Genomic DNA, 20,476 nt, shown 5'->3' with positions numbered 1-20,476 from the left:
CCACCTTTGGTTCCAGAATAAGTCGGCTCTGGATACCAGGCTAAACCCCCCGGACACTGGCGGGAGGGACCGCGTCGGTCCCCGGCGGCAGCCATCGGCAGCGGCCATCGGCAGCAGTACGGAAGGAACCTTCATGACGGGCATCGCGGGCAAGGTCGTGGCCATCACCGGGGCGAGCAGCGGGATCGGGGCGGCGACGGCGCTGCTACTGGCGGAGCGCGGCGCCCGGCTGGTGCTGGGCGCGCGCCGCACCGAGCGGCTGGCGGAGCTGACCGCACGGATCGGGGCGGCGGGAGGGGAGGCCGTCCACCTGCGCACGGACGTGACCCGGCTCGATGACCTGCGGGCGCTCGTCGCCCTGGCGGGCGAACGGTTCGGCCGGCTGGACGTCCTCGTCGGCAACGCCGGGGTGGGCACGATCTCGCCGCTGGACGATCTGCGCACCGAGGAGTGGAGCCACATGGTCGACGTCAACATCAAGGGGGTGCTGAACGGGATCGGCGCCGCGCTCCCCGTGTTCCGGGCCCAGGGCGGCGGCCACTTCGTCACGACGGCGTCCACCGCCGCGTACCGCGTCGTACCGGCGATGGCCGTCTACGCCGGGACGAAGGTGGCGGTGCGCGCCATCTGCGAGGGGCTGCGGCAGGAGGCGGGGCCGGACCTGCGGGTCACCACCGTCTCGCCCGGCGTGATCTCGACCGACTTCGCCACGGCATCGAACAACGCCCGGGTCCGGGGCGACATCACGCGGATGCGGGACGAGGTCGGCATCGAGCCGGCGGCGGTGGCGCGGGCCGTCGCGTATGCGATCGAGCAGCCCGCGGACGTCGACGTGAACGAGATCGTGGTCCGCCCGACCGCGCAGCGCTGACCGGGAGGGTCGCCCACCCCCGTTCACCTGCGTGTTTACGAAGGCAATACTTGCCTTTGTCAACTTTTTATCCCTGAACACCACTTTTGATTTGCCTGGAGCAACCATCTTTTTCTACGGTTGCCCAAAGCAACCATCTGGGAGGTGTGATGGCCGGGCCGGCACAGTACGAGGCACTGGCACGCGAGCTCAGTGCCATCGGCGCCGTGAAGAGGGACATGGGGCGGATCCTGCCGCACGACTGTCCGGCGGCCTCGGCCGCCGTGCTGACGCTCCTCGGACGACACGGCGCCATGCGGATGAGCGGGCTGTCCGAACTGCTCTCCGTGGACATGTCGGTGACCAGCCGCCATGTCGCGCACCTCGCGGACCGGGGCTGGGTCGAACGCTCCCCCGACCCCGCCGACAGACGCTCGCGCATCCTGCGCCTCACCCCGACCGGCCGGGACCAGCTCGACGAGCTGTCCCGCCGCACGTCGCGGCTGCTCGCCGACCGGCTGAGCGACTGGTCCGACGAAGAGGTGGTCCGGCTCGTACAGCTCATGAGCCGGCTGCGCGCCAGCTTCGGCGACGGCCGCTCCCCCCTGCGGCACCCGGACCCGGCAGAACCGGTCACCGGAACACCCGAACTCCCGCATGAAGAACGTTAGGAAGCCCATGACAACGACCACACCGACCGGTGTGCGGGGCTCACACGCCAAGCACGGAGGCGACAGCGACAGCGCCGCGCCGATGACCCACCGGCAGATCATGGAGGCCCTCTCCGGGCTGCTGCTCGGCATGTTCGTCGCGATCCTGTCCTCCACGATCGTCTCCAACGCCCTGCCCCACATCATCGGCGACCTGGGCGGCGGCCAGTCCGCCTACACCTGGGTCGTCACGGCCGCCCTGCTGTCGATGACCGCGACCACGCCCCTGTGGGGCAAGCTGTCCGACCTCTACAGCAAGAAGGCGCTCGTCCAGATCGCCCTGGTCATCTACGTCCTCGGCTCGGCCGCGGCCGGTCTCTCGCAGAACGCCGGCATGCTGATCGCCTGCCGCGTCGTGCAGGGCATCGGCGTGGGCGGCCTCTCGGCCCTCGCGCAGATCGTGATGGCCGCGATGATCTCCCCGCGCGAGCGCGGGCGCTACTCCGGCTACCTCGGCGCCGTGTTCGCCGTCGCCACCGTCGGCGGCCCGCTGCTGGGCGGGGTCATCACCGACACGGACTGGCTCGGCTGGCGCTGGTGCTTCTACGTCGGCGTGCCCTTCGCGATCATCGCGCTGATCGTCCTCCAGAAGACCCTCCACCTCCCCGTCGTCAAGCGGGAGGTCAAGGTCGACTGGGGCGGTGCCTTCTTCATATCCGCCGCGGTCTCGCTGCTGCTGGTCTGGGTCACCTTCGCCGGGGACAAGTACGACTGGATGTCCTGGCAGACCGGCGCCATGGTCGGCGGATCGATCGTGCTCGGCCTGCTGTTCCTGCTCGTCGAGAGCAAGGCCAGCGAGCCGATCATCCCGCTGCGCCTCTTCCGCAACCGCACCATCGCCCTGTCCTCGATCGCCTCGCTCTTCGTCGGCGTCGCGATGTTCACGGGCACGGTCTTCTTCAGCCAGTACTTCCAGCTGGCCCGCGACAAGTCCCCGACCATGTCGGGCGTCATGACCATCCCGATGATCGGCGGCCTGTTCATCTCGTCGACCGTCTCCGGCCAGGTCATCACCAAGACCGGCCGCTGGAAGGCGTGGCTGCTCAGCGGCGGCGTGCTGGTGACCGCGGGCCTCGGCCTGCTCGGCACGATCCGCTACGACACCGAGTACTGGCACATCGCGGTCTTCATGGCGCTCCTGGGCCTCGGCATCGGCATGATGATGCAGAACCTCGTGCTGTGCACGCAGAACCAGGTGGCCCCCTCCGACCTCGGTTCGGCCAGCTCCACGGTGACGTTCTTCCGTTCCCTCGGCGGCGCGATCGGCGTCTCCGCGCTCGGCGCGGTCATGGCCAACCGGATCACCGGCTACGCCAAGGACGGACTCGCCACCCTCGACCCGAAGTACCAGGCCGCCGCGGCCGCTTCGAGCTCCGGCAGCAGCATCCCCGACATGAACAGCCTGCCCGCGCCGCTGCGCACCGTGATGGAGAGCGCCTACGGTCACGGCATCGCGGACGTCTTCCTGATCGCCGCGCCGCTGGCGCTGATCGCGTTCCTCGTCACGATCTTCATCAAGGAGGTCCCGCTGCGGACCTCGGGCGGTCTGGCGCGGTCGGCGGAGTCCGCCGGGTCGGCCGAATCCGCCGAATCCGCCGTGACCGCCGTGTCCGCCGCCGTCCCGCAGGCCAGGACCGCGAGCGGGAGCGGGGCCGCGACGGCGCCGACCGCCGTCACCCCGGCCACGGCCACGGCCACGGCCACGGCCACGAACGAAGGGTCCGGCTCGATGGACGGTGGTACTCCGGTGCTCGGCCACGTGCGCGGCGCCGAGAACGCGCCCGTCCCGCAGGCCGCGGTGACGCTGATCTCCCTCGCGGGACGCCAGCTCGGCCGCTCGGTCGCGCAGGCCGACGGCTCGTACGCGCTCCGGGCGCCGGGCACCGGCTCGTACGTACTGATCGCCTCCGCCGACGGCTTCCAGCCGCAGGCCTCGACGATCGTCGTCGACGGCGAGTCCCTGGCCTACGACATCCTGCTCAGCGGGACCAGCGGCCTGACCGTCCTCGTCCGGGCCGCCGGGACCGGCGCTCCCGTCGAGGAGGCGATGGTCATCGTCACCGACGTACGCGGTGACGTGCTGGCCACCGCGACCACCGGCCCGCAGGGCGAGTGCGCCTTCGCCGACCTGGTCCCGGGCTCCGTGACCGTCGCGGTGAACGCCCCCGCCCACCGTCCGGCGGCGCTGCCCGTCGAGGTCGGGGGCGCCGGCGTCACCCGGGTCGAGGTCGAACTCAGCGCGGGCGCGCGGGTCCAGGGCGTCGTACGGGCGCCGGCCGGACCGCTCGGCGACGCGCGGGTCACCCTCGTCGACGCCGCCGGGAACGTCGTCGGCACGGCCAGGACCGGCCCGGACGGCGCCTACGCCTTCGCCGACCTGGGCGGCGGCCAGTACACCGTCATCGCGACGGGGTACCCGCCGGTGGCCACGACGCTGACCCTGGACGGTCCGGGCACCGACGGGCACGACATCGCGCTCGCCCACCCCGGCGAGTAGCCGCCCTCCGGCCCGTGGGGCGCGCCCCGGACGGCGGCGCGCCCCACGGGCCGTCCGACTTCGACACGATCATCGAAAAGCTTGGCAGGGAGACAACGGGATGGGACTGACCGCACGGATCCGCACGCGTGACGGATGGGCCGTGTCGCACGCGGTCGTCACGGTGACCGACACGACGGGCAGCCAGGTCGTGCGCGCCGAAGCCGACGGCGAGGGCGTCGTGCGCGACGCGACCGCGCTGGCACCGGGGGCGTACACCGTGATCGTCACGGCGGTCGGCTACGCGCCCACCGCGTCCAGCGCGCTGGTGACGGCGAGCGGACGCGCCGAGGTGGGCACCGTGGTGCTCGCCCGGCAGGGCGGCGGCGAGCTGCCCCCGCCCGGCCCCTGGACGATCGACCCGGCCCATTCCTCCGTGGGCGCCGTCGCCCAGCACCTGGGGATCTCCAGCGTGCACGGCCGTTTCACCGAGTTCGCGGGGCGGATCGACATCTCCCCCGGGGAGGCGTCCGCGTCCTGCGTCGAGGCGGTGATCACCTCCGCCTCCATCGACACGGGCAACGCGATGCGCGACGGCCACCTGAAGTCGGCGGACTTCCTGGACGTGGAGACGTACCCGGAGATCACCTACCGCTCGACGGGGCTGACCCCCGCCGGGTCCGACCGCTGGACGGTGCACGGCGACCTCACCCTGCACGGGGTCGTCCGCCCCGTGGACCTCGGCCTCGCCTACCTCGGGACCGGGGCCGACCCCTGGGGCGGGACGCGCGCCGCCTTCCGCGCGACGGCGGAGCTGCGCCGCGAGGACTTCGCCATGAACTACAACCAGGTGGTCCAGGCGGGCATCGCCGCCATCGGCACCACCTTGCGGGTGGAACTGGACATCCAGGCGGTGCAGGGGACTTCGCTGCCGCAGTGACCGCTCCCCCGGCGCCGGGGCGGCCGGCGCCCGCGTACGACCTCCGGCCCATGCGCGCAGCGACCTGGGGGTGAGGGACGGGCGGCGCGGTCGCGACTCCAGGCGGATGGGGCGGGTACCGTCCGTGACGAACGATGGATCTTGCCCGGCCGCCTCCTGATGGCGGCTCAACTCGCAGGGGGATCCAATGCGTTCGGCATCGCGGTACAAGGCAACGGCGGCCGTCCTGGCGGCGCTCGTGGTGATGGGCACGGTCGGCACGGCGTCGGCCGCCCCCGACGCCCCGGGCGCCGGGGACGGCGCAGCCGCCGGGTCGCAGGCGCGACCCGCCCGCGCGGCGGTCACCGGGAGCGCGGAGTTCGCGCTGCCGTACCTCAAGGACGATGACGTGCGCTCGTTCACCTTCGACGCGCAGGCCGCGCCGTACAGCAATCCCCTGCCGGGGATTCCCACCGGACTGCCCACCGATGCCCGCGGCACGGTGAAGGTGTCCCACTACTCGGCCGTGGACCACCGCACGATCACGGCGGTGGGCCGGGTGGACTGCCTGGTCACCGGCCCGCACACCGCGACGCTGACCGCCGTGTTCACCGAGGTCAGCCCCGGCGGGCCGCCTTGGCTCGGCCAGCGGATCGGGTTCAGCGTCCACGACGGCGGCCCGGACGGGGGCCGTTCCGCGGACCGGGTCGGCTTCTCCTGGAACGGGGTGAACCTGCTGCCGGGCGGCACCTCGGAGCCGCCCGAGGCCGAGGTCGGCACCTGCATGGCTCCGGCTCCGTACGCCCCCGTCACCCGGGGCGGGTACACCGTGCGGCACGCCGATCTGCTGCCGCGGCCGGACGCCCGCTGATCCGTCACGGGCCGGCGGCGCGGAGCGACGACAGGACCGTGACGGGGCCGGTGGAGGCCACGGCCGCGACCGCCGCGCGTTCGGGGTCCGGCCATTCCAGCAGCCGCGGGCCGGGGTGGTCCGCCTTCAGCAGGGCCTCTCGGCGGACCCACAGGCGCAGCAGAGCGGGGCCGGGATCCGGTTGGGCGGCGGCTTCGCGCAGGTCCGCTTCGGGCAGCAGGCGGCGCAGCACCCGCAGGGGGCCGGGGCGGCGCGCGGCGGGTTCGACGTCGATGCCGAGGGCGCCGGGGCCGGCGGCCGCGGCGACCAGGCCGTCGGCGTGGCTCAGGCTGAGCCCGACCCCCGGGTGACCGGGCAGGTACGGGCGCCCGTGCCCGGCCCGCCCGCAGCCGGGGCACAGCTGCGCCGGGGCGCTGGCCCTCAGCGGCAGGCCCGTGTGGCGGGCGACGACCAGCCGCAGGAGCAACCGGGCCGCCACCACGTCGGCGCGCCGGGCCGGCACCCGGATCCCGGCGAGCCGTTCGAGTTCCCAGGGTTCGAGCAGCCCCTCGTGCAGCTCGGGCCGGGCCAGGACCTCCCCGGTGCTCGCCACGACTGCGATGGCCGCCGTCGCGGCCGGGCCGGTGTTCAGGGGGTGGCGCTCAGGAAGCGCTTCTGGACGTGACCGAGGGTGCGGAAGTCGTCGATGGTGACGTCCTGGAGGTCGATGGAGCTGCCGGAGAGCTCCTCCAGGAGGTCGATGAACTCCAGGAAGTCCATCGAGTCGATGAGGCGCGCTTCGATGAGGTCCTCGTCGGCGTCGATGGGGCCGTCGAGCCCGGGGTTCTTCTCGTGCAGCCACGTGGTGATGCGTTCCATGGGGAGGGTCGCTCCTTGTCGCGGGTACGGGGTACCGGGTACGGGGTACGGAGGGGGTGCCGACGGAGTGCCGACGGGTGTCAGGCCCGGGCGGCGCGGAGCCGGTCCAGGGCCTGCTCGGGGCTGCCGTGGGTGAGGATCATCGCGTGGACCCAGCGTTCGACGCCGAAGGCGACGCAGGCGCTGTACGCCGGTCCCTCCGCGCCCGCGCGGATGTCCAGCCGCTCACCGAAGAAGTTGCGGTGCCGGTTGACGGAGGCGATGGCCGTGCCGTCGGGGGCGCAGAACTCGTGCTTGACCGGGTCGAGGGCCATCAGCCGGGCCCGGGAGCCGCCCTTGTCGTAGAAGGGGTCGTCGGCCACCGCCCTGGTCAGTTCCAGTCCGAGGCGCGCGGCGGCTTCCAGGACGAACTCGGCGCCGTGTTCCAGATGCTCGACCGCGCCCTGCTTGGTGCCGAGGTAGAGGACCTCGCGCATGTGGAAGCCCCACAGGCGGCGCAGTCCGTCGTAGTGGGTCTCGTTGCGGAAGCAGCGGCCGGCGGCGGAGAGGCGCAGGCCCCCCTCGCCGACGTCCCGGCCCTCCAGGGAGAGCAGCAGTCCGTAGCAGGTGGCGGACGGCAGCAGGTAGCCGGTCGGGCGCAGGGGGAGTTCTCCCGGTGCCTCTCCGGCGGCCAGACCGTCGAGGGCGTCCGGGGTGAAGCGTCCGGCGGAGACGCCGAGATGGGGGAAGTTGCGGAAGAAATCGAGCCGGGCGAGCCCCTCGACGGACAGCAGGGGCGGACCGACGACCTCGGGCGCGCCGAGCCGTGCGGCCAGCCCGGTGAGCAGGTCGTCCAGTCCGTGCAGCAGGGCGGTGCGGACCGGGTCCAGCGTGATCAGGCCCGCCCCCGGGCTTTTGAGGCCGCCGTCCGGCAGGGCCGTGGTGCTGGATGTGCTCATGGGAACCGCTCTCTCTGGGTCGGCCGGATGGGCGGAAGGAATGCGGCGCGGGGTGTCGTCACGGGGTGTCCGGGCGCTTCCACGGGCCCTGGGACGCGTGACCGTCCGTGCGGGTGGTCACCGTCGACCGCGACGCGTGCGCAGCGTCGGCCGCCGTGGCGGCGGCGGAGAAGTCGGCTGATGTCCCATCAAGGACCGGACTGCGCATGGGGACAGTAAGCCGCTCGCGCGCCTATTGTCTAGACCAAACCTGACCCGTTGCGGGGACATCCGGACGCTGTCCGAAAGTCGATGGCCGATACAACGCCGCATATTGAGATGCCACTTGACAGCAGTTATGGTCTAAACCAATTCTGCTGCATGGCGTCGCTCCCGCAACCGCGCCACGGTGCGGGCCCCACCCGTCCGCGCCCCCATCCGCCCATGCCCCCGGCCGGTCCCCGCCCGCCGCCGGTCCACGCCCTCTGCCGCCCCGCCCCGCGGCTCGCCCCGCCCCGCGGCTCGCCCCGCGCCGTGGCTCGCCCCGTGCCGCCCGGCGGCCGACTCCCGTTCTGGAGGGACCCCATGACGACACCCGCTCCGCGCCGCCCCCGCCCCCGCCTGCACCGGGCCGCCTCGGACCTGCCGTACTTCAGCGCGGACGGCGAGTCCTACCTCGCCCAGACCACCCTGCGGGAGCTGAAGAAGTCGCGCCCGCTGAGGGTGCTGTCCGAGGAGGACTTCGCCCACTGGCAGACGTACGGCTACGTCATCGTCCGGGAGGCGGTCCCGCCGGAGGCCGCCCGCCGCCTCCTCGACTTCACCTGGGAGTTCCAGGGCCTGGACCCGGACCGGCCCGAGAGCTGGTACGAGGAGCGGCCGCTGCGCTCCGAACTCGACCAGCAGCTGCTCGTGTACGGCTTCGTCGAGGCGTACCACCACCAGCTGCTCTGGGACAACCGGCAGGCGCGGCGCGTGTACGACGCCTTCGTCGACGTCTGGGACTGCGAGGAGCTGTGGGTCACCCAGGACCGGCTCAACCTCAATCCGCCCAACATCAGGAACCGCGACCGCGCCCTGATCGAACCCACGGACCGCGGCTTCGACATCGACCTGCACTGGGACATCGACACCACGCTCGGCGTCCCGCCGCAGCGGGTGCAGGGGATCATCGCGCTCAACGACACCCGCCCGGAGTCGGGCGGCTTCCAGTGCAACCCGGAGCTGTTCCGGCGGTTCGAGGAGTGGAAGACCGGCCGGCCCGCCGACCGCGACCCCCTGCGCCCCGACGTGGACCGGACCGAGTACCCCGTCGTCCGCCCCGACCTGCGCCCCGGCGACCTGCTGATCTGGAACGGCCTGCTCGCCCACGGCGTCGCGCGCAACGTCTCCCGGGACCAGGTGCGGGCGGTGCAGTACCTGTCGATGATGCCGGCCCTGGAGGAGCACGAGCGGCTGCGGCGTTCGCGCGTCGACGCCTGGCGGCACCTGCGGACCCCGCGCTGGAACCGGACCCTGGTCGGCGACCCCGTCCTGCACGAGTCCAAGCGCTACCCGACGGCCACCCTGAACGAGCTCGGCAGCAGGCTCCTGGGGCTCACCTCCTGGCACGACCCGGCCCCCGCGGCGGGCGCCGCCGGCGAGCAGAGCGGGGAGCCGGCGTGCGCCGTGTCTGTCTGACCCTCCCCACCAACCGGCCGTGCGCCGGGACCATCGGGGCCGTGGCCGCGGAAGCCGCCTACGGCGCCCGCCGCTTCGGCGTCGAGGTGCACCTCCTGGTCCTCGACTCCTCCGACGCGCCGGTGCTCGCCGGGCACCGGGCCGCGGTGGCGGCGCTGCCCGCGGCCCCCGGGGTGGTGGTGCACCACTTCGACGAGGAGGAGCAGCGGGCCTTCCTGGGCGAGGTGATCGCCGGGTCCGGCGCCGCCGGGCCCGATCGGCTGCTCGAACTGATGCTGCCGTCGCGCGTCTCCTACGGCGCCTGCACCAACCGCGCGTTCCTCATCGCCGAGGCCCTGGGCTGCGCGTCCGTCCACCGCCGGGATTCGGACAGCCGTTACCAGTACCTGGACGGGGAGCCGGTCTTCCCCCTCCACCACGAGCTGGCGGCCCTCGGGCTGCGCGCCGCCGACGTGTCCGGCCTGGTGACGCGCAGCAGGCTCGACCCCGCCTGCGCGCACCGGCCGGTGGCGCTGGTCGGCGGCTCCTTCGTCGGCGAGATGTCCGTGGACGTCGCGGAGATCCGCCGGCTGGACCCGGCCGTGTACGAGGACGTCATCGGCCTCTCGGTGCCCGAGGGCTACCCGGAGATCTGGCGGAAGAACCTGATCGCGCAGTCCTTCCGGGGCGCCGGGTCAGCTGCGTTCACCGCCGACCTCACCACCCTGACGAGCGTCAGCCCGATGCGGGTGGACATGTGCAACATCGCCCTCGACCGGGAGGTCTACGGCCGGGTCCCGCTGCCTCCCGCCACGGACACCATCGGCAGCGACTACTTCCTCATCCACCTGGTCCACGACGCGCAGCTGCCCGGCGTCCTGCACAACCGGCACATCGTCAACTACCACACCGACGAGCGGCGTTCCGACGCGGGCTTCCTCGCCTACCAGCTGCGGTTCGCGAAGTTCCTCCTCGCCGGACCGCACTTCGACGCCGTGTACGCGGCGACCAGGGCGGCCGGTGACGGCCTGCTCGACGCGGGGGGCCGGATCCGGCCCGAGGCCGTGGCCCGGGCCGTGCGCGACGGCGCCCGCGTGGACCGCGCCCGGGGCGCCGCGCGGCTCGACGCCCTCGACCGCTCGTACCGGACGCTGGGCGGCCGCTACGCCGTGGCGGCGGACGCCCTGGCCGCGCGGCGCGCAGAACTCCTCGACGAGGTCCGCCGGGACATGGAGGACTTCGCCCTCCTCGCCGGCGCCTGGCCGGGCCTGACCCGCGCCGCGCGGGCGCACCACCGCCCGGGACCGCCGCGCCGGGAGCCCGCGGGGTGCACGGCGTGAGCCGCGCCCGCGCCCCGCACCCGGCCGCCGTGCACTCCCGCGTCCTCTCCGTCGTGTACGAGGGCGGCACGCGGCGCCGGGGCCCCGTCACCATGGGGCAGGCCAACATGATCCGCTGCATGCTGCGCGACGAGCCGGACCACATCAACATCCACGACGTGTGGCCGGTGCCGCCGGGGACCGGGACGGACGCGGTGGCCGACGCCCTGCGGACCCTCGTCGTACGGCACGAGGCGCTGCGCACCACCTTCCCGCACTCGGGGGACGGCGCACCCCGCGAGCAGGTCGTGGCGGACCGGGGAGCGTTCGCGCTCACCCTCGTCGACGGAGCGGCGGCCCCCGGCGGAACGGATGACTCCGATGCCACCGGCGAACCCGGCGAACCCGGTGCAGCCGGTGCAGCCGGTGCAGCCGACGTGGCCGCCGAACCCGCCGCGTACGCCGAGTCGCTGGCCCGGGCGGCCCGCGCGGGCCGCTTCCGGCTGGACCGGGACTTCCCCCTGCGCCTGACCCTGCTGGTGCGGGCGGGCGCGCCCGTCTTCCTGGCCGTGGCGGCGAGCCACGCCGTCACCGACGTCGGCGCGCTCACGGTCCTGCGGGAGGAATGGCTGGCCCTGCTCGCGGGCGGCACGCTTCCCGAGCCGGCGTCGCTCACCCCGCTCGACCTCGCCGCCGAGGAGGCGACCCCGGCCGGTCTGCGCAAGTCCGCCGCATCGCTGCGGTACTGGGAGCGGATCATCCGCACCGGACCGCAGGCGATGTTCGCGGAGCCGGGCGCCGAGGGCACCGAGGTGCCCGCACCGCGGCTCACCCTGCGGTCTCGGCGGGCCGCCCGCGCCCTGGCGCGCGTGGCCGCGCGCACCGGCGATCTGCCGTCGACCGTGCTGCTGAGCGCCTGGTGCGCGCTCGTCGCGCACCGTACGGGGCAGAGCGCGTGCGTCGTCGCCGTGCCGACCTCCAACCGGTACCACCCCCGGCTCGCCCGTTCGGTCAACACCCTGTCCCAGGACGCCCTGCTCTGCCTCGACACGCAGGTCCCGACCTTCGACGCGCTGCTGAAGAAGGCCTGGGGCGCGGCCCTGGGCGCCTACCGGCACAGCCAGTTCGACGCGGTCGGACTGTGGGAGATGATCGGCAGGACCACCTTCGAGCGCGGCAGTGCCTTCGCGCGCGACGTCGTCTTCAACGACGTGAGCACCCTGCCGGGCGCCGCGCCCGCGGAGGCCGGCGCGGAGGCCGGCGCGGAGGACCCCGCGCGCTGCGATCCGGAGCCGGAGCTGAGCTGGGGCCCGGACCAGGTCCTGCCGACCCGCCTCCTGACCTTCGTCTACGCGATCGAACCGCAGGTGCACCTCAGCATGTGGGCCGATCCCGCGCTGTTCGACCGGGACGGGGCGGAGGCGTTCCTCACCGGGCTGGTCCGGCTGCTGGAGGCGGCCGCGGTGGCGGACGTACCGCTGTCCTCGCTCACCGCGGTGACGGGGGTCCGCCCGGTCGAACGCGGCCCGCACTGGCACCTGGTGGACGGTTCCTGGACCTCGCCGCCGCTCGTCGCGGCGGCGCTGAGCCAGGCCCTGGGGGGCCTTCCCGTACACGTCCGCGTGGACACCCCGCCCGGGGGCGGACCGCCGCAGGCCACCCTGACGGCGTACATCGCCGCCGGGGACACCCCGCTCACCCCGGAGCGGGCGCACCGCGCACTGATGGACGCGCTCCCCGGCCGCCCCGGCGTACTGGCCCCGCGCCGGTACGTGATCGTCCAGCACCCGCCGGCGGAGGCGGACCGGAGCAGCGCGTGGCTGCACCGGCAGATACTCAGGGAAGGGACCGGCCGGCCTCCGGCGGATGTGACATGACGACGGACCAGATATCCGAGGGACCCGCGGGATCCGGCGGATCCGCGCGGCCGGGAGCGGACTCCGCGCCGCCGCCCAGCCCGTGGCGCTCCAGCCGCTTCCGGCTCTTCTTCACCGCGCGCAGCACCTCGCTGCTCGGCGACGGCATGCTGATGGTGTCGCTGACCACCGCCGTGCTCGGGGCCGGTTACGGCGCCGCGGGCGTCGGCTACGCGCTGGCCGCGTGGATGGCGCCCATCGTGCTGCTCGTGCTGTTCGGCGGAGTCCTCGCCGACCGGTTCACCCCCCAGGTGATGATGGTCGGCGCGGACGTCGTGCGCATGGTGGCCATGCTCGCGCTCGCGGCCCTGCTGATCGGCACCGACGTACGGCTGTGGCAGGTCATGGCCCTGATGGCGCTCAGCGGCGCCGCCACCGCCATGTTCCAGCCGGGCCTGGCGAGCCTGGTGCCGCAGGTCGCCGAGGACATCCAGCGGGCCAACGCCCTGCTGCGGATCTCCGAGGCCATCTGCACCCTGCTCGGTCCCGGTGTCGCCGGGCTCCTCGTCGCCTACTGGAGCGTGGCGGGATCGTTCGTCGTCATCGCGGCGGCGTACGCGCTCAGCGCGCTGGGCCTGGCGCCGCTGCGCAGGCTCGGCACCGCGCGGGACGCGGGCGACGAGCCGATGTGGAACCGGCTCGCCACCGGCTGGCAGGAGTTCCGGTCCCGTTCGTGGCTGTGGGGGGTCATCTCCGTCTGGGCGGTCTACGGCCTGTTCGTCTTCGGCCCGGCCCTCCCGCTCGGGGCGGCGCTGCTCACCGAACAGCACGGGACCGCCGGGTACGGCTGGATCGCGTCGGCCGACGGCGCCGGGACGATCATCGGCGGTCTGCTCGGCATGCGGGTCCGGCCCCGTCGCCCGCTCGTCGCGGGGGCCTGCGCGATGTTCTTCTTCGCCCTCAACCCGCTCGCGCCCGCGCTCGGCTGGTCCTTCGCCCTGACGGCGTTCACCGGGGTCGTGGCCGGCTGCGGCTTCGCGTTCTGGGGCGTCATGTGGGCGACGAGCGTGCAGTCCCACATCCCGCTGGCCGTCCTGAGCCGCGTCTCGGCGTACGACGTGGCGGGCTCCATCATGGTCATCCCCCTGGGGCGCGCCCTGGCGGGCCCGGCGGCCGACGCGTACGGGGCGGACCGGGTCCTGCTGTTCTCCTCGGTCGTGGGCGTGCTGTGCATCGGCGTGATGCTCTGCGTCCCCGCGATCCGCGCCCTGGGACGCACCCCCGAGAACCCCCCGCCGCAGGCTTCGCCGGCCGCGGCCGGCGAAGCGGCGCAGCCGGCCGCGTGACGGCCGGGGGCGCGCGGACCGGGCCGGTCCGCGCGCCCCGGTCTCACCTGCGCCAGAACAGGTGGTGCGTCACGCCGCTCGGGCTGGGCACGACCTCCAGGTGGAACCGGTCGAGCAGTTCCCGCGGTGACTCCCAGAGCCGTTGTCCGGATCCGAACTCCACCGGTGAGACCGCCACGTGCATCGTGTCGACGAGACCGGCGTCGAGGAACTGCCGGATCGTGCTCACCCCGCCGCCGAGCCGGACGTCCCGGCCCCCCGCCGCCGCCCGTGCCCGCTCCAGGACCGTGGCCGGATCGCCCGCGACGAAGTGGAACGTGGTGTCGGAGAGCGTGAGCGGGGGACGCTCGTGGTGGGTCATGACGAACACCGGGGTGCGGAACGGGGGCTCGTCCCCCCACCAGCCGCGCCACTCCTCACCGTCCCAGGGCCCGCGCCGGGGCCCGAACTTGTTGCGGCCCATGATCTCGGCGCCGATGTTGCGGGGGTAGTCCCGCGTGAGGTAGTCGTCCAGGCCGCGGCTCCCGCCGGGATCGGTGCGCATGGGCCAGCTCGCCGTGGCGCCGGCCCACGCGAACAGCCTCTCGGCACCGGGAAGACCGAAGGGATTCTCCAGCGTCTGCTCCTCGGCGGCACCGGCGGCGATGCCGTCGCGCGAGACGTTGAAGTTCTGGACCCTGAGCAGCTGAGCCACGTGTTCCTCCTGTGCTGTCGGCAACGGTGACAGGACTCCGCGGACCAGCAGAACTCATCGCCGCGTCCGGAACCGGCCGGACACTCCGCGCGCCGCGCCGGGGCCGTGCGTCAGGCGGCGCGCGTGAGCCGGTTCGCGAACGTCGACACGGTGTACGTACCGATGCCCAGGACCACCTCCAGGGCGTTCTGCCGCGTGTGGCCGGCCGCCCGGAAGCGGTCCAGCTCCTCGTCGCTCACCGCGCCCGACGAAGCGAGCACCTGGAGGGTGAAGTCCCGTACGGCCTCCAGCCGTTCCGGGTCCGGGGCCGGGCCCAGGGCGTCGAGCTTCGCCTCGTGCATGTCCACGCACAGGTGGCACTGGTTGCGGGCGGCGACGGTCAGGATGACGGTCTCGCGGGAGTGCGGGTCCAGGGTGGTGGACTCGAAGATCTCGCTGAGCTTCAGGAAGCCGTCCAGCGTGTGCGGGGACTCCTTCAGGAGGGCGACGGCGTTGGCGGTGCGGGCGGTCATGTCGGTGTGCACGGGAGCTCCAGTCGGGACGGGCCGGAGTGGCCTAAGATGGACAACATGGTTGACCATGTCGATGAGAAGAACGTAAACCAGGTTGTCGATGGGGGCAAGGGGTACGAGCCGGGATACGAGCTGCCGTTCCTCCTCTTCGGCGGCTTCCGCACCCTGATCGACCGGCTGCACGCCCGCCTCGCCGAGCAGGGCCACCCCGATCTGCGCCCCGCGTACGGCTTCGCCATGCAGGCCGTCGGTACGCGCGGGGCGACCGCCAGCGACATCGGGCGCCGGCTCGGCGTCTCCAAGCAGGCCGCGGGCAAGACCGTCGACCGCCTCCTCGCCGCCGGCTACGCCGAGCGCGCCGACGACCCCGCCGACGCCCGCCGCAAGCTCGTCCGCCTCACCCCGCGCGGCTACGACGCACTGGCCCGCTCGGCCGCCGTCTTCGACGAACTGCGGGCCGAATGGGCCGCCCTGCTCGGCGCCGAACGCGTACGGGACATGGAGGCCGCACTGCGCACCGTCGTCCCGCCCGAGACGGCGTTCCGGCTGGACGCCACGAGCTGGCTCGGCGGCCCCTGACGGGCCCCGGCCCCCCGCTCAGCGATCGTCGGCGACGGAATCCCCCGGAGAGACGAGCCCCGTCTCATAGGCGAGCACGACGGCCTGGGCGCGGTCGCGCAGGGTCAGCTTCGCGAAGATGCGCGCCACGTGGGTCTTCACCGTCGCCTCGCTCAGCGTCAGTTGCCGCGCCAGCTCGGTGTTGGACAGACCACGGCCCATGAGCGTCAGCACCTCGCGTTCGCGCGGCGTCAGCGCGGCCAGGTCCCGGTGGACGGCGGGGGCCGCGGCGGGGGCGGCCGCGGCGGCGGCGGCGAAGCGTTCCACCAGCCGGCGGGTGATCGAGGGGGCGAGCAGGGCGTCGCCGGTGCCGACCAGGCGTACGGCGGCCACCAGGTGCGCGGGGGTGACGTCCTTGAGCAGGAACCCGCTGGCCCCGGCGGCGAGGGCGGCATAGACGTACTGGTCGAGGTCGAAGGTGGTCAGCATGATGACCCGGCAGTCCGGTGCCTCGGCGAGAATGCGGCGGGCCGCCTCCAGCCCGTCCATGACGGGCATCCGGATGTCCATCAGGACGACGTCGGGCCGCTGTTCGCGCACGGTGGCCACGGCTTCGGCCCCGTCACGGGCCTCCCCCACCACCTCGATCCCCCGCGCGGTCAAGATCATGCGGAAGCCGGTGCGCACCAGCTCCTGGTCGTCGGCGATCACGACTCGCGGGGCGCACTCCGCGGGCGTCGTCACGGCCGGTCCAGCGGGATCCGGGCACGGACCCGGTAGCCGCCGCCGAGGCGACGGCGGGCGTCGAAGTCGCCGCCGTAGACGGCGACCCGCTCCCGCAGGCCGACCAGCCCGCGCCCCGTTCCGTCCGCCCGGCTCCGGCCGGGCTCCGGCCGCTCGGGGCGCTGCGTACCACCGCCGGACAGGACGCTCGGTCCGCCGTTCAGCACCTCGACGCGCAGGCAGTTGTCCGCGTACCGCACCGTCACCTCGGCCTTCGCCCCGTTCCCGTGTTTGAGCGCATTGGTCAGACCCTCCTGGACGATCCGGTAGGCGGTGACGTCGATTCCGCTCGGCAGCGGGCGCGGCTCCCCCGAGACGCGCATCTCGACGGGCAGCCCGGCGAAGGCGATCCGGTCGACGAGCGGCCCGAGGCGGCTCATGCTCGGCTGCGGCGTCAGATCCGCTTCGTAGGGCGCGTCGTCGCCGTTCTGGGCGGGCGCCAGCAGGCCGAGCAGGTGCCGCAGCTCGGTCATCGTGTTGCGCCCGGCGGTCTCGACGGCGCTCATCGCGGCCGCCGCCTCCTCGGGCATCGTGGCCAGCACCTCGCGGGCGGCCCCGGCCTGGACCACCATGACGCTCACGTTGTGGCTGACGATGTCGTGCAGCTCGGCCGCGATCCGGGCCCGCTCGGCGTCCACCGCGGTGCGCGTCGCGCTCTCGCGCTCCCGCTCCAGCAGCCAGCCGCGTTCCTCCACGGCCGTACGGTGCCGGCGCCGCGCCCGCGCCGCCACCACCCACAGCCGGCCGGTGGCGCCGAGCGCCGCCACCAGGGCGATCGTCAGCCAGGTCGTCGTGGTTCCCCCCATGTGATCATCTTCGCAGGTGTCCGGCAGCACCACCACGGACCTGTGGACGAGGCTCCGTACATCCCCGGGATGACCCGCCCGGACGGTTACATCCGGGGGGTGACGCCCCCCACCAAACCCGGACTTAGGTTCGAGCCATGACAACTGATCACGACGGGGCCCGGCAGGCAGTGGTGCGGCTGGACGGGGTGCACAAGGAGTACGGCGACGCGAAGGCGCTGGACGGGCTTTCGCTGGAGATCCGGGCGGGCGACGCGGTCGCCGTCATGGGCCCCTCCGGCTGCGGCAAGTCCACCCTCCTGAACATGGTGGCCGGCCTGGACCGGCCGACCTCGGGCACGGTCGAGGTGCAGGGCCACGACCTCGGCCGGCTGAACGAGACGGGCCTGGCGCTGTTCCGGCGGCGCAACGTCGGCATGATCTTCCAGTTCTTCAACCTCATCGACGACCTGCCCGTCCTGGACAACGTGGCACTGGCCGCCCAGCTGACCGGCACCCCGGCCCGGCAGGCACGGCACCGCGCCCTGGAACTCCTGGACGAACTCGGCGTCGCCGAGCGCCGGAACAACTATCCGGCGACGCTGAGCGGTGGCGAGCGCCAACGCGTCGCCGTGGCCCGGGCCCTGATGAACCGTCCCGCGCTGCTGCTGGCCGACGAGCCGACCGGCGCCCTCGACAGCCGCGCGGGCGAACAGGTGATGGACCTGCTGATCGACCTCAACCAGATGGGCCAGACCCTGCTGATCGTCACGCACGACCCGCAGTTGGCCACCCGCTGCGCCAGCCGGCTGATCGAAGTCGCCGACGGCCGGGTGGCCCGCGAGAGCGCCCTGGAGGCGAGCGCGTGAGCGCCGTGTGGCGGGCTTCCCGGGCGGCCGTCAAGCGCCGCCGGCTCCAGACCTTCGTCATCGGACTCGTCGTCCTGTGCTCCACCACGACCGTCCTGCTCGCGCTGACCCTGCTGACCGGCGCCTCGGACCCCTTCGACCGGGCCTACGCGGCCCAGCGCGGTGCCCATGCGGTGGCCTCCTTCGACACCACGAAGGTCTCGCGGGAAGAGCTGGCCCGGACCGCCCGCCGGCCCGGGGTGGAGGCCTCGGCCGGACCGTTCGGGCAGGCCGTCGTCGACATCCCGAGGAACTGGCTGTGGATGGCGGGCGGCACCCTCACCGTGGTGGGACGGGCCGACCCGGCCGGCCCCGTGGACCGGATCGAGCTGCTGGAGGGCCACTGGGCCACCGCGCCCGGCGAGATCGTCGTCAACTGGTCCTCCCAGGGCTCCCCCGGTACGGAACTGCTCGGCAGCAGGCTGCCCCTGCCGGACGGACCGGCCCTGACGGTCGTCGGATTCGCCACCAGCATGAGCAAGTCGGCGAGCGCCTGGGTCTCCCCGGAGCAGATGGCCGCACTGCACCCGTCCTCCGCCCAGATGCTCTACCGCTTCACGGACGCCTCGACGGAGGACCGGCTGAGCGCCGCGCTGGCCCGGGCCACCACCGGCCTGCCCGCGGACGCCCTCACCGGCGCGCAGAGCCACCTCACCCTCAAGCGGGCCTTTTCCGCGCTGGCCGACTCCTACCTCCCGTTCATGACCCTCTTCGGCGTCCTCGGCCTGCTGGTCTCCGCCCTGATCGTCGGCAACGTGGTCAGCGGGGCGGTGGTCTCCGGATACCGGCACATCGGGGTCCTCAAGGCGCTGGGGTTCACCCCGAACCAGGTCGTCGCCGTCTACCTCGGCATGCTGTCGGTACCGGCGGTGGCGGGCTGCGTCCTGGGGACGCTGGCCGGCAACGCACTGGCCGGACCGATCATGAAGATCGCGTTCACCGGCATCGACGTGGGCGCCGCCCGGATCGGCGGGACGAGCCCCTGGCCGTCCGTGGCCTGCCTCGTGGGCATGCCCGCCCTCGTCCTGCTGGCCGCCCTGGTCCCCGCCCTGCGGGCCCACCGGGTGCCCGCGGCCCGGGCGATCAGCGCGGGCGGTGCGCCGCGCACCGGGCGCGGGCTGCGCGTCCAGCGGATGCTCGGCGCCACCCGGCTGCCGCGCCCGGTCAGCCTGGGGCTCGGCCAGCCGTTCGCCCGCCCCGCACGCACCCTGCTGACCCTGGCGGCCATCGTCCTCGGGGTCACCACGGTGACCCTGTCGACCGGACTGACCAGCACCCTGCTGGCGTACGGCGACGTCGGGCGGGGGGACGGCGGTCCCCGGGTCCAGGTGACGACCGGCGGCCCGGGCGACGACGGCACCGCGCCCCGGCTCGGCGACCCGGAAACCGAACAACGGCTGCGCTCGCTGCCGGGTGCACGGGCGGTACGGGCCCGGGCGCTGTCCCAGGCGAACATGAGCGGGCAGACCCAGCCCGTCTTCGCCGACTTCTACCGCGGGGACGCGTCCTCGTACGAGCGCACCATCGTCCGGGGCCGGGCCCCGGCCGCCGCGGGCGAGATCGTGGCCGGTCCGGCCTTCCTGACCCAGCGCGGGCTGGAGCTCGGTGACCGGGTCACGCTGGAGCTCAACGGCAGGAAGATCACCGCGACCGTCGTGGGCCAGGTCATCGAGGGCAACGCCCGCGCCCTGGAGGCCACCTGGCAGACGCTCGCGGAACTGGCACCGGACGCCCGTGCCACCGAATACACGGTGCGGCTCGCCCCCGGCTCCGACGCGCGGGCCTACGCCGAGGCGGCCGAAGCCCTCGGGCAGGGCCTGCACGCCTCGGTGCTGGACGGGACGAACGCGGGTACCGCCACCCTCATCACTTTCTCCACGGTGTTCACCGTGCTGCTGGCCCTCGTCGCCTCGCTCGGCGTCTTCAACACCGTGCTGCTGAACACCCGCGAACGCCGCCGGGACCTGGGCATGCTCAAGTCGATCGGCATGACCCCGCGGCAGGTGGTGGTGATGACGGTGACCTCGGTGGCCGGGCTGGGCGCGGTCGGCGGCCTGCTCGGCATCCCGCTGGGGATCGCGGCCCACCGCCTCGTCGTGGACCACGTGGGGGTGGTCGACTTCCCGGAGTACATGAAGGACGTGTGGCACGCGCCGGAGCTGGCCGCGATGCTCCTGGCGGGGGTGGCCATCGCCGTCCTCGGCGCCCTGGTCCCGGCCCGGGCGGCGGCCCGTACGACCATCGCCGCGGTACTGCACACCGAGTAGGCACACCGAGCAGGAGCGGAGAGGAGCGGGAACGCGAAAGCGCCCGGCCGGGGGTCCGGTCGGGCGTTCGGGTGCGGCTGCGTGCCGCTGCTGGGGGGGTGTCCGCTGGTGGCTCAGTACCAGTGGTGGGACTGCCAGAAGTTCCAGGCGCCGACGGGGCTGCCGTAGCGGGAGTTCATGTAGTCCAG

19 protein-coding genes and 1 pseudogene are annotated in these 20,476 nt (G+C 73.6%); 12 read left to right on the top strand and 8 right to left on the bottom strand.

From position 1 onward, the window contains the following. Positions 1 to 133 precede the first annotated feature (133 nt). From ACGFXC_RS29670 to ACGFXC_RS29650, 5 genes are all read left to right on the top strand, one after another. Positions 134 to 871 (top strand): SDR family oxidoreductase, encoded by a 738-nt coding sequence (locus ACGFXC_RS29670; RefSeq protein WP_393717880.1) that lies wholly within the window; start codon positions 134 to 136, stop codon positions 869 to 871. Positions 872 to 1,020: 149 nt separating this feature from the next. After that, on the top strand, positions 1,021 to 1,521 hold the full coding sequence (locus tag ACGFXC_RS29665) for a MarR family winged helix-turn-helix transcriptional regulator (RefSeq protein ID WP_393717878.1): 501 nt from the start codon (positions 1,021 to 1,023) through the stop codon (positions 1,519 to 1,521). A gap of 7 nt (positions 1,522 to 1,528) precedes the next feature. Continuing rightward, entirely contained in the window at positions 1,529 to 4,057 is a 2,529-nt protein-coding gene (locus ACGFXC_RS29660; protein ID WP_393717876.1) for an MFS transporter, read from the top strand. 100 nt (positions 4,058 to 4,157) lie between these two features. Further along, the gene (locus tag ACGFXC_RS29655; protein ID WP_393717874.1) at positions 4,158 to 4,976 is read left to right on the top strand and encodes a YceI family protein; all 819 of its coding nucleotides are present in this window, start codon (positions 4,158 to 4,160) and stop codon (positions 4,974 to 4,976) included. A 187-nt stretch (positions 4,977 to 5,163) separates the two neighbouring features. Next, complete coding sequence (locus ACGFXC_RS29650; protein ID WP_393717872.1) at positions 5,164 to 5,826, top strand: hypothetical protein; 663 nt, start codon at positions 5,164 to 5,166, stop codon at positions 5,824 to 5,826. Positions 5,827 to 5,830: 4 nt separating this feature from the next. Here the strand turns inward: ACGFXC_RS29650 and ACGFXC_RS29645 are convergent, their stop codons facing one another. The 3 genes from ACGFXC_RS29645 to ACGFXC_RS29635 form a co-directional block, all read right to left on the bottom strand. Then, positions 5,831 to 6,457 carry a 4'-phosphopantetheinyl transferase family protein gene (locus ACGFXC_RS29645; RefSeq protein WP_393718053.1) on the bottom strand — a complete coding sequence of 209 codons (627 nt, stop codon included), beginning with the start codon at positions 6,455 to 6,457 and terminating at the stop codon, positions 5,831 to 5,833. Next, complete coding sequence (locus ACGFXC_RS29640; RefSeq protein ID WP_393717870.1) at positions 6,454 to 6,684, bottom strand: acyl carrier protein; 231 nt, start codon at positions 6,682 to 6,684, stop codon at positions 6,454 to 6,456. The genes ACGFXC_RS29645 and ACGFXC_RS29640 overlap by 4 nt, the downstream gene beginning before the upstream one ends. 80 nt (positions 6,685 to 6,764) lie before the next feature. After that, on the bottom strand, positions 6,765 to 7,622 hold the full coding sequence (locus ACGFXC_RS29635; RefSeq protein ID WP_393717868.1) for a hypothetical protein: 858 nt from the start codon (positions 7,620 to 7,622) through the stop codon (positions 6,765 to 6,767). 564 nt (positions 7,623 to 8,186) lie between these two features. Here ACGFXC_RS29635 and ACGFXC_RS29630 point away from each other — a divergent pair. From ACGFXC_RS29630 to ACGFXC_RS29615, 4 genes are read left to right on the top strand one after another with little or no spacing between them, the layout of a single operon-like run. Beyond that, positions 8,187 to 9,281 (top strand): phytanoyl-CoA dioxygenase family protein, encoded by a 1,095-nt coding sequence (locus tag ACGFXC_RS29630; protein ID WP_393717866.1) that lies wholly within the window; start codon positions 8,187 to 8,189, stop codon positions 9,279 to 9,281. Further along, positions 9,263 to 10,600, top strand: a complete 1,338-nt coding sequence (locus ACGFXC_RS29625) for a DUF6271 family protein (RefSeq protein WP_393717864.1) — start codon at positions 9,263 to 9,265, stop codon at positions 10,598 to 10,600. The genes ACGFXC_RS29630 and ACGFXC_RS29625 overlap by 19 nt, the downstream gene beginning before the upstream one ends. Further along, a complete protein-coding gene (locus ACGFXC_RS29620; RefSeq protein WP_393717862.1) occupies positions 10,597 to 12,456 on the top strand; it encodes a condensation domain-containing protein in 1,860 nt (619 codons plus the stop codon). Before ACGFXC_RS29625 ends, ACGFXC_RS29620 begins: the two co-directional genes overlap by 4 nt. After that, positions 12,453 to 13,781, top strand: coding sequence for an MFS transporter (locus ACGFXC_RS29615; RefSeq protein ID WP_393717860.1), 1,329 nt, complete (start codon positions 12,453 to 12,455; stop codon positions 13,779 to 13,781). Before ACGFXC_RS29620 ends, ACGFXC_RS29615 begins: the two co-directional genes overlap by 4 nt. A 43-nt stretch (positions 13,782 to 13,824) precedes the next feature. On the opposite strand, the gene ACGFXC_RS29610 is transcribed toward ACGFXC_RS29615, so the two are convergent. Next, positions 13,825 to 14,475 (bottom strand): dihydrofolate reductase family protein, encoded by a 651-nt coding sequence (locus ACGFXC_RS29610; RefSeq protein WP_393717858.1) that lies wholly within the window; start codon positions 14,473 to 14,475, stop codon positions 13,825 to 13,827. A 110-nt stretch (positions 14,476 to 14,585) separates the two neighbouring features. Then, a complete protein-coding gene (locus ACGFXC_RS29605) occupies positions 14,586 to 14,987 on the bottom strand; it encodes a carboxymuconolactone decarboxylase family protein (RefSeq protein ID WP_393718052.1) in 402 nt (133 codons plus the stop codon). 57 nt (positions 14,988 to 15,044) lie between these two features. On the opposite strand from ACGFXC_RS29605, the gene ACGFXC_RS29600 reads away from it, so the two are divergent. Further along, a complete protein-coding gene (locus ACGFXC_RS29600; RefSeq protein WP_393717856.1) occupies positions 15,045 to 15,566 on the top strand; it encodes a MarR family winged helix-turn-helix transcriptional regulator in 522 nt (173 codons plus the stop codon). An 18-nt stretch (positions 15,567 to 15,584) separates the two neighbouring features. Here the strand turns inward: ACGFXC_RS29600 and ACGFXC_RS29595 are convergent, their stop codons facing one another. Both ACGFXC_RS29595 and ACGFXC_RS29590 read right to left on the bottom strand, forming a co-directional pair. Beyond that, positions 15,585 to 16,289 (bottom strand): response regulator, encoded by a 705-nt coding sequence (locus ACGFXC_RS29595; RefSeq protein WP_393717854.1) that lies wholly within the window; start codon positions 16,287 to 16,289, stop codon positions 15,585 to 15,587. Beyond that, positions 16,286 to 17,134, bottom strand: coding sequence for a sensor histidine kinase (locus tag ACGFXC_RS29590; RefSeq protein ID WP_393717852.1), 849 nt, complete (start codon positions 17,132 to 17,134; stop codon positions 16,286 to 16,288). The genes ACGFXC_RS29595 and ACGFXC_RS29590 overlap by 4 nt, the downstream gene beginning before the upstream one ends. A gap of 137 nt (positions 17,135 to 17,271) precedes the next feature. Here ACGFXC_RS29590 and ACGFXC_RS29585 point away from each other — a divergent pair, with 137 nt between their 5' ends. Then, positions 17,272 to 17,982 carry an ABC transporter ATP-binding protein gene (locus ACGFXC_RS29585; protein ID WP_393717850.1) on the top strand — a complete coding sequence of 237 codons (711 nt, stop codon included), beginning with the start codon at positions 17,272 to 17,274 and terminating at the stop codon, positions 17,980 to 17,982. Then, a complete protein-coding gene (locus tag ACGFXC_RS29580) occupies positions 17,979 to 20,288 on the top strand; it encodes an FtsX-like permease family protein (RefSeq protein ID WP_393717848.1) in 2,310 nt (769 codons plus the stop codon). The genes ACGFXC_RS29585 and ACGFXC_RS29580 overlap by 4 nt, the downstream gene beginning before the upstream one ends. A gap of 113 nt (positions 20,289 to 20,401) precedes the next feature. On the opposite strand, the pseudogene ACGFXC_RS29575 reads toward ACGFXC_RS29580, so the two are convergent. Then, positions 20,402 to 20,476 (bottom strand): annotated as a pseudogene (locus ACGFXC_RS29575) (lytic transglycosylase domain-containing protein); the annotation flags it as partial.

It is taken from the genome of Streptomyces sp. NPDC048507 (assembly GCF_043199995.1).
Classification (GTDB): domain Bacteria; phylum Actinomycetota; class Actinomycetes; order Streptomycetales; family Streptomycetaceae; genus Streptomyces.
Note: the sequence above shows the minus strand (reverse complement) of the source record. Positions and strands in the feature narration are given on the sequence as shown.